The sequence below is a fragment of the Streptomyces sp. NPDC029526 genome, assembly GCF_040637405.1.
In the GTDB taxonomy this organism is placed as follows: Bacteria; Actinomycetota; Actinomycetes; order Streptomycetales; family Streptomycetaceae; genus Streptomyces.
On record NZ_JBEZWE010000039.1, the window covers coordinates 1 to 11,461 of the forward strand.

General features: G+C 70.1%; 6 protein-coding genes and 3 pseudogenes. 1 reads left to right on the plus strand and 8 read right to left on the minus strand.

Translation table 11 applies throughout. The annotated features are described in order from the left end of the window. Positions 1-351: 351 nt before the first annotated feature. Positions 352-540, plus strand: a pseudogene (locus tag AB0F01_RS31060) (SulP family inorganic anion transporter); the annotation flags it as partial. Here the strand turns inward: AB0F01_RS31060 and AB0F01_RS31065 are convergent. The 8 genes and pseudogenes from AB0F01_RS31065 to AB0F01_RS31100 all read right to left on the minus strand — a co-directional run. Then, positions 539-1,374: pseudogene (locus tag AB0F01_RS31065) on the minus strand (universal stress protein). The pseudogenes AB0F01_RS31060 and AB0F01_RS31065 sit on opposite strands and share 2 nt — an antisense overlap. A 25-nt stretch (positions 1,375-1,399) precedes the next feature. Next, positions 1,400-2,425, minus strand: coding sequence for an alcohol dehydrogenase AdhP (adhP, locus tag AB0F01_RS31070; RefSeq protein ID WP_362102681.1), 1,026 nt, complete (start codon positions 2,423-2,425; stop codon positions 1,400-1,402). 37 nt (positions 2,426-2,462) lie between these two features. After that, a complete protein-coding gene (locus AB0F01_RS31075; protein WP_362102684.1) occupies positions 2,463-3,368 on the minus strand; it encodes a universal stress protein in 906 nt (301 codons plus the stop codon). 145 nt (positions 3,369-3,513) lie between these two features. Beyond that, the gene (locus AB0F01_RS31080; protein ID WP_362102687.1) at positions 3,514-4,143 is read right to left on the minus strand and encodes a hypothetical protein; all 630 of its coding nucleotides are present in this window, start codon (positions 4,141-4,143) and stop codon (positions 3,514-3,516) included. A 770-nt stretch (positions 4,144-4,913) separates the two neighbouring features. Next, the gene (locus AB0F01_RS31085; protein ID WP_362102690.1) at positions 4,914-5,198 is read right to left on the minus strand and encodes a hypothetical protein; all 285 of its coding nucleotides are present in this window, start codon (positions 5,196-5,198) and stop codon (positions 4,914-4,916) included. Then, entirely contained in the window at positions 5,195-6,952 is a 1,758-nt protein-coding gene (locus AB0F01_RS31090) for a GAF domain-containing sensor histidine kinase (protein WP_362102693.1), read from the minus strand. Before AB0F01_RS31090 ends, AB0F01_RS31085 begins: the two co-directional genes overlap by 4 nt. Before the next feature lie 894 nt (positions 6,953-7,846). After that, entirely contained in the window at positions 7,847-10,843 is a 2,997-nt protein-coding gene (locus AB0F01_RS31095; protein WP_362102696.1) for an NACHT domain-containing protein, read from the minus strand. 299 nt (positions 10,844-11,142) lie between these two features. Further along, positions 11,143-11,317: pseudogene (locus AB0F01_RS31100) on the minus strand (type I glyceraldehyde-3-phosphate dehydrogenase); the annotation flags it as partial. Positions 11,318-11,461 lie beyond the last annotated feature (144 nt).

An 11,461-nucleotide genomic window follows, 5' to 3' on the forward strand; every position in this document is an offset into this window, starting at 1 on the left:
CGCACGACGGCGCAGCTCAAGCGGGTAGGGGGAAGGACGTGCCATGACTCGATCCTCTCAAACGATCGAGTCCCTACCGAACCCGGAACGGTTCATCCTTCGGATCGGGAGGCGGTTCCATGGGCTGTCCGGGGGGCGATGTGAGGGCCGGTCGGCCCGAGGTTTCGCCGGTCGTCCCCTGTGTGCCTGCCCTGAGTGCGGTGCCGGCGGACTGGCTCGGGCTCAGGCGCGCGTACTCCCTGAACCGCGAGGACGGGCATGATCGAGTGCCGCACATGGACAAGGTCCGCCACTTCCTGCCAGTCAGTGCGGTGCTGTCCCGGTCTCCGGCCCGGCGGCCCAAGGAGGATCATGTCCAGGAACTCGGTCGGCCGTGCTCCGCGATGGCGCCGTCTGCCACCCGGACTCAGTACGCCGCTCGGCTATCGGCGCTCGTGATTGAAGGGCGACGTCCTGGCCGGAGTGACAGTGGCCGCGTATCTCATACCCCAGGTGATGGCGTGCGCGGAGGTGGCCGGCCTGCCGCCGGTCGCCAGCGTCACGCCGTGTCGGGTACGACCGCGATCAGGCAGAGGGAGTGGTGCAGGAGCGTGTGGGCGATACGGCCGAGGCGGTGTCCGAACTGTCCGGGACTGCGTCGGCCGAGGACCAGCGGGTCCGCCTTGTGCGAGGCGGTGAGGAACGCTCGGCGGGCGGGTCCCTCGACCGTGTACCGGTTCCGGTGGGGCGCCGACGAGCACGGCCTCCAGCTCCCTGACCGCCCGTTCCTCGTGCAACCGCTCAAGGGTGCCGGTTGAGCGGCGGGTGGTCGGCCGTGTCGTGCACGGGGCGTCGCCACGCCCGTATCACGGCCAGGACGGCGCCGCGTCGCCGGGCCTCCTCCTAGGCGAAAGGCACCGCCGCCGTCGGCGCGTCGGCCACGCCGACGACGATACGGCCCGTGCCGGGCGCCGGCGGCCCGGTTGTCGTGGGCGCCTCGGATCACGGCGACCGGGCATGCGACCTCGGTGGCCACGGCCGGGCTGACGGAGCCGAGCAGCAGATCGGTGAGTCCGCCGCGTCCGCGGGTGCCCACGATCACGGCCGAGGCGTTGCGTGCCTCGCGCAGCAGGCCGTACTCCGGTTCTTCGGTCACCGCTTCGGTGGTGACGGCGAGGTCCGGATGGTGACGACGGGCGTGGCGGGTGGCGGCGACAAGGGTGTCGTCGGAGGTCACGCGACCGGACGGCTTGCCGAACTCCCGGGCGGGTGCGGCGCCCTCACAGCGTTCCCAGCGGTAGGCGTGGACGATCGCAGGGGTAGGCCGTGCGGAGTGGCTTCGTCGGCTGCCCAGTCGACGGCCGGAAGGCTCGGCTCGGAGTCGTCTACACCGATGACCGGGGGAAGACTCCTCTTTTCTTTATCGCCCCTCCGTGCCGAGGTCGAACACGATCCGGGCCTTGACCTGGCCGCGCAGGACCTCGTCGATGCAGTCGTTGACGGCGGCCAGCGGGCGGGTCTCCCGGATGACCTGCGTGCGGCCCTCGGCGTGGAGCTGGAAGACCTCGGCGAGGTCCTGCCGGGTGCCGACGATGGAGCCGATCACCGAGGTGCCGTTGAGCACGGTGTCGAAGATCGGGACCTCGAGCGTGCCGTGCGCCGGCAGGGCCACCATCACGAGCTTCCCGCCACGGCGCAGACCGGAGTTGACGGCTTGGAAGGCGGCCGGGTTCACGGCGAGGGCGAGGGCCGCGTGGGCGCCTCCGTGCCGCTTCAGCTCGGCGCCGACGTCCTGGGTGCGGGCGTCGACGACGATGTCCGCGCCGAGGTCCCGGGCGAGTTGCAGCTTGTCGTCGGTGACGTCGATCGCGGCGACGGTGGCTCCCGCGATCTTCGCGTACTGCACCGCCAGGTGGCCCAGTCCGCCCACGCCCGAGATCGCGACGAGCTGGGCGGGCCGGACATCCGCGACCTTGAGGGCCTTGTAGGTGGTGACGCCCGCGCAGGTCAGGGGGGCGGCGTCGAGGGCGCTGACGCCCTCGGGCACCGGCTGAGCGAAGTCGGCCCGGGCGAGCATCTTCTCGGCGTAGCCGCCGTCGCATCCGTAGCCAGTGTTGACCTGGCTCTCGCACAGCGTCTCCCAGCCGGACAGGCAGTGCTCGCACCGCCCGCACGCGCTGCCGAGCCACGGGACGGCGACCCGTTGGCCGACGGCGAGGTTGGTCACGTCGCCACCGAGCTTCTCGACGAGGCCGACGCCCTCGTGGCCGGGGACGAACGGCGGGGTGGGCCTGACCGGCCAGTCGCCGTGCGCCGCGTGGATGTCGGTGTGGCACAGCCCGGACGCCTCGACGCGCACGCGGACCTGGCCCGGACCGGGCTCGGGGTCGGGACGCTCCTCGATGACCAGGGGTTCGCGGAACTCCCGAACGACCGCTGCCTTCATGGTGCTTTCTCCTTCGGTGTCTCTTCGGCCGGCCGCGTCAGTCGTGTGCGATGACGGCGACGGGGGTGGTGGCGTGGTGCATGACCGCGTGGGCGACGGCGCCGATGCGCATGCCGAACGGGCTGCGGCGGATGCGGCGGCCGACGACGACCAGGGAGGCGTCGCGGGCCAAGTCGATGAGGTGGCCCGCGGGGCTGCCGAGCCGGGACTCCTCGGTCACCTCGACGTCCGGGTACTTCTCCCGCCACGGCAGCAGCGCCTCGGTGAGCGCTTCGGCCTGGGCGCGGCCCAGGTCCTCGCGCGGGTCGTAACCGGCGGCCAGGGCGTAGGTGTGGGAGGACGGCAGGTTCCAGACCCGGAGGACGGTCAGCGGGGCCCCATGGTGCCTCGCCTCCTCGAACGCGAAGGCGAGGACGGTCTCGTCCGGGCTGCCGGTGTCCAGGCCCACAACGACGGGCCGGAAGCCGGTGGCGGCGGACGGTGTGCCAACGGGATCCTTGACATGTTCGTCGGCGGCCTGTTCGCCCGCTCGGACCAGCATCACGGGTACCTCTGCGCGGGCGACCACCGACTGGCCGACGGATCCGATCAGGAAGCCGGTGAGGCTGCTGAGGGCTCGTGAGCCCAGGACCAGAAGTTCCGCGTCGCGAGCGGCGTCGGGCAGGAGCTCCGCCGGGGCTCCGGCCCGCTGCTCGATGCTCACCTCTACCCCGGGGTGCCGCAGTCTCAGGCCCTCGGCGGCCTCGCGGGGGATCCGCTCGGCCCAGTACTGGTGCGTCTCCGCGCTGGGGAGCGGGGCCCGGGCCATGCGCTCCGGGACCGGCTGCCACACGTGGAGCAGCCGTACCGGGATCCGGCGCAGCGCCGCCTCGCGGGCCGCCCATTCGGCGGCTGCCCGGCTTTCGAGCGAGCCGTCGAATCCTACGGTGATCGTGCGGGCCATGCTGCCCACCTCCTGTGCCGTTCGTTCTGTTCTCAGCGTCTCTTCCGGCGGTCCTGCGGGGCAGGTGCCCCTGGTCCCGGAACGGGACCGAGGGTCCCTGCTGGTGTGGCGGGTCGTTGGGAGGGGTCCGTCTCACCGGCCTGGTTCAGCGCAGCCACGCGTGGTCGCGGACGATCGGGAGCCGGGCCCACAGGCGGCCCAGACCCAGCGCGTCACCGGCCGAGACCGCGGCCAGCGCGATCAGCACCACCGCGTAGATCAGGTGGTAGTCCACGAACGGGTTCGTCGACATGCTCGCCGACCCGTCCGACAAGTGCTTCGCCGGCGGCCACTCCGCCACCCACATCAACGCCATCATCACCGTGCCCGCCAACGCCGCCAGGCGCAGCGCCACCCCCGCGGTCAGGGCCAGTCCGATCCCCAGCAGACCCACCATGAACAGCCAGTCCGCCCACGCCGCCCCGGCCCACGCGTGGAACGTCGACTCCATCGGACCGACCGCCACATGCCCCAGGAACCCTTCGGTGGGCGAGCCCCCGTCGATCCAGCCCTTGCCGGACGCGGTGGCATAACCGAAGCCGAACGTCTTGTCGAGGAACGCCCACACGAAGACGAACCCCATCAACACCCGCACCGAACCCAGGACATAGGCCCGCGCGGTGAGCTTGCCGGCCTCCGCCGGCACAGCCGCCTCCGGCGCGGAAACCGCGCGGTCGCGGCGGAACGACGGCAGGTGAAAACCCGAACCACGGTGCGTGGACTGGTGCACGGCCATGACAGTGACTCCTTCGAACGGACTCCGGCTTGCTTCCTGACACCACCCACTCTCCCGGCTCCCCCCACCCCGCACCCGACGCCGAAGGTCCGCACCCAAGGACTCAACAGCCCCGGACAACAGGGACCATCGGCCACCACCGACAGACGGAGCCGAGCGGCACCGCGACGGCGCAGGACCTCTCACACACGCGCGAGCGCGAGCCGATGCCGGGAAGGGTCACCCACCAGCCCGGCCGGCCTCGGACGTGGGTGGGAAGGAGTCCGGACGAGCTCCACGAGCCTTGACGCCCCAATCCCAAGCTTCCGTCTCGATGCCGGCACCCGCACCGTGCGGACCGGCGCCGCCGCGGGCCGGGCACTTGCGCCAGACCGATCCGGTGGGCCGCGCCGTACACCTGTCCGTGGGCTGCGCGGTCCTCGATTGGTGATCCGGCTCGGGTACGGCCTTGACGGGCCCGCTTCACCGTGGCCCGGTCGTGGAGGGCGAGGTGTGATCGTGCACCGCGCGGTCCCGTCGGCACCGCACGCGACCTGGCGGCATCCTGCCTGCGGTACGCCCCGGTCGGCACGACATCGGTCGGGGCTCTGCGGATGTACGGCGCTGTGGACCCGTCTGCCGGGCCTGTCGGCCCACGTCGACATGTCCGTGCTTCCTCGCGCGCGGCATCTCCCCGCCGTCCGGAGCGCACCCGGCGTGCACCTGGATCTCCGGAGCCCGGGCCAACGTGCTGCTCACCGTGCAGTGGGAGACCACCGCGCGCGACGCGATCAGCCGCTCGGCGGGCAGGGACGGGCGCGGGCGGTCACCGACAGGGCGGCGACCCGCGCGGGTCGGTCGTCGGCCATGCGGAAGCCCACTCGGACGGTCGGACCGTCCCGGCTGAAGCCGTGGCGGTCCAGGTACCGGCCCGGGTGGTGCGCGGCGCAGGAGGCGACGGATGCGACGGACAGGAACCCGCGCCGTGAGCCGATGGCCCCGGTGAACGGCCGACCTCGCTGCAGCGTTCCTGAGGAGTCGCCGGAGGACGTCCGCACGCCGACGCCGTGCGTCACGAGGCGGGCCGGCTACCCTTCGCGTCGGCCGAGGACTGCTCCAGCGGGGCGTGCCAGTCGAGCCGTGTCCCCCTTCCCCCCGGACTCTCCAGCTCCATGTCGCCGCCGAGCTTGCGTGCCCGCTCCGCCATGTTGGTCAGACCGCTGCGGCGGCCTCCGGCCGGGATGCCCACGCCGTTGTCCGTGACCGTCAGGCGGACCTGCTTGCCGTCGGTCTCCAGCACGACGTCGGCGCGGTCGGCGCGGGCGTGCCGGGCGATGTTGGACAGGGACTCGGTGAGGACGGCCAGGACATGGTCGGCGGTCTCCGCGGGAACGTTCGTGTCGAGCAGGCCCTCCATGCGGACGCTGGGGGCGAAGCCCAGCAGCGGGGTGGCCTCGCCGACCGCGCGCACCGCGCGGGAGCGCAGGCCGGGAGCCGTGTCATCCGTCCGGGAGCGCAGGCCGAAGATCGTCGACCTGATGATCTTGATGGTTTCGTCGAGGTCGTTCACGGCCCGCTGGACTCGGTCCGAGGCCCCTTCGTGCTGGATGAACCGGTCGGCGCTCTGCAGCGTCATGCCGGTGGCGAAGAGCCGCTGGATCGCCAGGTCGTGCAGGTCGCGGGCGATCCGGTCGCGGTCCTCCAACAGGGCGATCTGCTCGGCGTCCTCTCGGCGTTCCGCCAACTCCATGGCGACGGCGGCCTGGGCGGCGAAGACTTCGAGCGGCTTGGTCTCCTTCTCGGAGAACTCATGGCCGCCCGCCTGCCGTACCAGCAGCACCACACCGCGGGTCTCGTCGCCCGAGCCGACCGGCACGGCGACGGCCGGCCCGAACCTGTCGAAACGCGGAGGTCCGGCCGAGACCCGGGAGTCACGTGAGACGTCCGGGCTGCTGACAGGGGTCCGCTGAACGAACGCCTGCCCGATGAGCGTGCCCTCCACGGGCAGGACGACCCCGCGCCATACGTCGGCCTCGTGACCGATCGCGAGTTCCACGACGAGTGTCTCCGTACCGCTCACCGGCATGGCCACCACGCTCAGCGCGGAGGCGGTGATCTCCTTGGCCCGCTCGGCGATCAGCGGCAGCACCCGGTCCTGGTCCGCGCCGGACATCAGAGTGTGGGTGACCTCCGCGTTCACCTCAAGCCAGCGTTCGCGCAGCCGGGACTCCTCGTACAGGCGGGCGTTGTCGATGGCCACGCCGGCCGCCACGGCCAGGGTGGCCAGCACCGATTCGTCGTCCTCGTCGAACTGCTGTCCGCCGCGTTTCTCCGTCAGGTAGAGGTTGCCGAAGACGTGGTCCCGCACCCGGATGGGAACCCCGAGGAAGCTGTTCATCGGCGGGTGGTGGGCCGGGAAGCCATAGGAGGCGGGGTGGTCGGAGAGTTTGGCCAGGCGCAGTGGCTCGGGATGGCGGATCAGTTCGCCGAGGATGCCGTGGCCTTCCGGGTAGGGGCCGATCCGCGCGATCTGTTCCTCGTCAACGCCCACCGTGTGGAAGGCCGACAGCCGCTCGCCGTCGGGGCCGATGACGCCGAGCGCCGCGTACTCCGCGTCGACCAGGGCCGCCGCCGCCTCCACGATGCTGTAGAGCGCCTGCTCCAGGTCCAGTTCGCGGCCGACCGACAGCACGGCCTCCAGCAGGCTGTGCACCCGGTCCCGGGTGCCGCGCGCCGCGTCCAGCCGGGCCTGCAGTTCCTCCAGCAGTTCGTCCAGCCGCAGCTGCGGCAGTCGTACCCGCGCCTCGCGAGCTCCTTCGGCGTTCTCCAACGCTGATCCTCCAACGTCCCACCGCATGCCGGCAGCCGTACCGTTCACCTCACGGTATCGGCTCGAACGGGGAGACGATATGGGATCAGCGCCGCCGTGCGGGCCGACTGCCCCCGTCCCCGGCCCTGCCAACGCTGGCGCGGAGCCTGAGCCCGCTCGCCCACATGCCCTTGACGTCACCACAGTGGTCAGCGTGATGGCCCTTGACTGCTGCTCACAGCCTGCACCCCGCATGGCCGCCACCTGCGGAAGCCTCAGGTCAGCACTCGGGCGGACAAGCATCGACGGGTGGCCCCATCGGTATGCGAGGGCTACGAACGGCTCGCCCTGTTTCGGAGATCCTGATCACCTGGCCGTGATCCCCTGGTGCCACGTAGACCATGCCGACCGATCGGCCAGGCGGGCCGCTGCCGCGGCACCTCGGCGTGCTCCCCTAGTACCGGGGCCTGGGCCTGGGCCACTCGATCACATCCGGTTTCCCAACCTCTTTCTCGACGCCACCCACGTCAAGCCCGCTGGACCACCAGAGCGTCTCCCAGGCGCGGGGGCGCCCGGACGCACAGCGGATAACAGTCAGCGCCGCGTTGACTTGGTGGATGCCCCGTCCAGAGCCGCTTCGGGGCGTCGAGGGCAGCTCGGACGAGCCAGCCGTGCGCGCCGCAGAGAGGGCGAGCACCACAGCTGCGGTCCGCTCGACCAGGTCGGGCGGGCGCGAGGGGCGGTCGAGGGAACCCGAGGTCGGCCGGCGCCTGACGTTCGTCAGTCGTGAGCCTGACCCGCCTGGTCTGGGTGTCGCTGAGCAACACCCAGAGACGAGCCCCGCCACGGTGTTCTTTCGACTGTCGAGGGCGCGCCCAACTACACGTCACTGCGTTCCCGGCTGCCGCGCCCTGGTCAAGAAGGCTGGTTGCGGAACGATGCGAGGATCCCGCCCGTGCGGCGACCCTCCACAGTGACTGATACCCGCCTAGGGTCGAGCCCTTCGAGACCGATGACCTTCGTCGTGTTCCGCACACGGATGCTTACGGAGTCAATTCCCCGTACCCGGGACAGATCAAGGGGCGCCCGGCGCGGCCTACGGTGCAGATGGAGATGCAGTCGCGTGAGTTCGGGGAAGAGGCGGGCGAAATCGGGCAACTGCTCGGTGTCTGCCACCCCCTTGAGCCGCAGGGCGGTGATCGAAGGCAGCGCGACCTCCGCCAGGGCGACACGGTCGGCGAAGCTGAGGCTCAGTGTGGTCAGCAGAGGAACGGCCCGGAGCGCGGAGAGGTCCAAGCCGACCGGCACACAGTCGAGCACAAGTTCCCGGATGCGGCTGTCGGCGAGTGGTTCCAGGCTCACGGTGGACGTGGGATTGCGCACGTGCAGACGCCTCAGCCCGGTCAGACCGCCAAGAGCGGGAAGCTCCGATGTGCGATCATCGGCCGCGCCCAGCGCGAGGGAGACCACGGAGTCCCGGTCGAGGACGGCGGAGACCTCGTAGATCAGCGAAGGCCGGGGTAGTGACAGGTTGGGGGGCGCCTTGGGTAACTGGCGCAGACACGCCACCTGCTCCGCGTTCGTGACCGGAATCTCGATGTCGTCACAGCGGCAGTCGGCCAAGATGGCCTCGGCGAACTCGACCGTGTCGAACCGCGGCCACGCATTGACGACTGCCTGCCTGACAACGCGCTGGCGCGCGTCCTTGTACGCCCTCAACCGCTGCAGGGCAGCCGGCCCTCCGATCAGGCCGATCGTGCGCACACTCGCGACGGCCTGCTCCTCCGTCATGTCGGCCGGCCCCGACAGCACGTCGAGGACCACCGCTCCCGCCTGCGCCAGGTTCTCCGCATCTTCGCCTGTAGTCGGCGGGATGAGGAAGGCGGCACGGCTGATGACCTCTGCCCTCACCGCTGGGTCGAGTGTTGTGGCGTTCTCCAGGCTCGCTGCGGCCAAGAGGTGATAGCGGCGCCGTTGGGAGGGACGCTGATCACCGATGACCACCAGTTTGCGAAGCAGTTCGGCTCGCTCGCGTTCGCGGGCGTGGCCGACCGCCATGCGGATCACGTCCTCCCACTGGTCGTCGCCGGCATTCTGGGCGAGCAGATCCAGGTCCGAGGTTTCGACGGCTGCCTTGGCACCAAGGTAGTCCTGAAACGTGCGGTGGATGAAGTCGACCGTATCCGGCGTTGGTTCCCGTAGGAGCCCGCTGCGCAGCAGCAGATGGCGAAACACCTGGCGCGCGCCGTCCACTGGAACGACGTGTGGCATGGAGGGCAGCCGCTCTCGAATGATGCGTACGGCCAGCGACTGGGTAGCCTCGGAGCGCCCATTGCGGATGAGCCAGTACGCGAGCCGCTGGAGGAGCTGTACCTGCTGCTCCTCGGTCAGCTGCAGGCCTTCCGGCGTAATGACCTCCCGCTCCTTGTCGCGGCGGACCAGGAGCATCCGCAGCGCGGCGGCGTACAGGTCCATGCGTCCCTCGGGCAGTTGCGAGCGCCGGTCGCGGTGCAAAGCGCATATCACTGAACACATCAAGGGATTGGTCGCGAGCTGGTAGAGGTCGGGCTTGCGGCGCAAGGTGACATGCAGGGCTGCCCGATATCGCTCCACTTCAATGCGCTCCTCGGCGTCTCCGAGCGTGGACAGGGCTGCGTCGTGCCAGCGGTTGACGAACTTGTCGACATCGCGCTGGTTGAGGGGCAACAGGTCGTACTCGACGAATCCGAGGTCCGACGCCCAGCCGATCGGGACCGCGGACGGACGCGTGGTCACGAGGAAGAACGTACGCGGGTAGGTCTCGGTCAGCTCCGTGAGCCACCGCTTGGTCAGCAGCCTCTTCGACTCCGAGATTTCGTCGACGCCGTCGACGAGAACGATGCCGCGCCCGCCGTGCAGGACCCGGTCTGCCCAGCCCTTTGGTTGCGCACCGTCCAGCATGCTGCCGGCCATGGCCAGAAACTTGTGAGCGGTGGGGAGCGTGGACTCCTGCGCCAGGCTGCGGAGCGGAAGGATGAACGGGACGCGGCCGCGGAGGAAGGCGAGTTCGTCATCGAAGTCGTTCTGCGCGGCACTGACGGCGAGCCACTGGGCCAGCGTCGTCTTACCCGAACCGGCGGGGCCCCGCAGCACCACACGGTGCTTTCCGCTCAACGCCTCTTCGACCCGGAGCCGGTGGGTGGCCGAGCCACCTCCATCGCGGTTTTGCGTGGAAAGTTCCAGGCTCAGATAGGCAGTGTCGAGAGGCCACCGGGCCTGGCCAGGAGCGCTGAGGTCGAGTCCAAAGATGACGAGTTTGCCGTACCTGACACCGAGATGCTCCAGGTAACGCTGCTCGAAATCAGCGTCCTGACTGTGCGGCGAAGGGAGCCTCGCCGTCAGCGTTTCCATGCGGCGTATGGTCTCGTCGATCATGCGGGTCTGCGTGATCAGCGTGGCGGGGATGAACGCCGAGCGCTGCGTGAAGAACTGCAGGATGTGCAGGCAGCAGACGTCGAGCAGGGAGTGGTAGAGGTTCGTCGCATCGGCGCTCATGTTCCGCGTCGAGTCGCCCGCCGCTGCCGACAGCTTGCGCGCCAGCTCAATGTGCCCCAGGTGGACCGCTTGAACGTCATCCATCTCCAGGTCACCAAGTGAGAGCAAGGTCTTGGTCAGCGCGTCGGCCACGGCTATCCGGTCACCGTCGCGCACCGCGGGCTCGTACGGATTGGCGGCGAGGGTCCGGCTGATCAGCTTCTCACTGATCTTGCGTACGTCCCGCTCGTCCAACGTGCGCTTTTGGCCACGCCAGGTGACCAGTTGGGAGACACGGACCGGCTTGCTGACGAGGTCTGCGCCGCTTCCCTCCCGCACAAACAGCTTGGCAACGAGGGGACTGATCAGTGACGTGGCGACTCGCGCCGCCATTCCCATAGACGCAGGCTCCATCCTCGACCGCCTCTCGGTGCACCACCGTGTCAACATCAGGATAAACGCGGAGAGTCCCTCTCCTGATGCAGAAAGTTAGGTCGCTGCCGACGGCTGGGAGGGAGTCTCACGCAGAGCGCCCCCACAAGTTCGAACTTTCGCCCGGGCCGGCGGTCGCCGACCGGATCAACGGCACAGCCTTCCCCGCATAGAGGCCAGTGCCGACTGCCTCGGCTCCGACCTGTTGAACCGGTGCACGGTCCCACGAGACGATCGGTGCGCCGGGCCCCCTCCCCCACGTCCTTCAACGGCTCCTCGGCGGCGGCCTCGCGGTGGGCGGCATCGATCTCCTCCGCGCGCACCGCCCGGCCGGAGGACCACGGTCAGGTCGGTCAGCGAGCCGTCCTCGACCGGTACGGGCACGGTGCTGCCGTCCAGCGTGCCCGCCGGCTCCGGCAGGAACAGGCCGACAGAGCGGGCCGGCGCCGATGGCGGGGGACGGGTACGTCGCCGACCGGCGGCCACGACTCCTAGGAGTTGTCGTCAAATGTCACGCCCACATCAGCAGCGATGCGAGGGTGACGGCTGCTTGGTAGGACTCGGCGGTCTTGTCGTAGCGGGTGG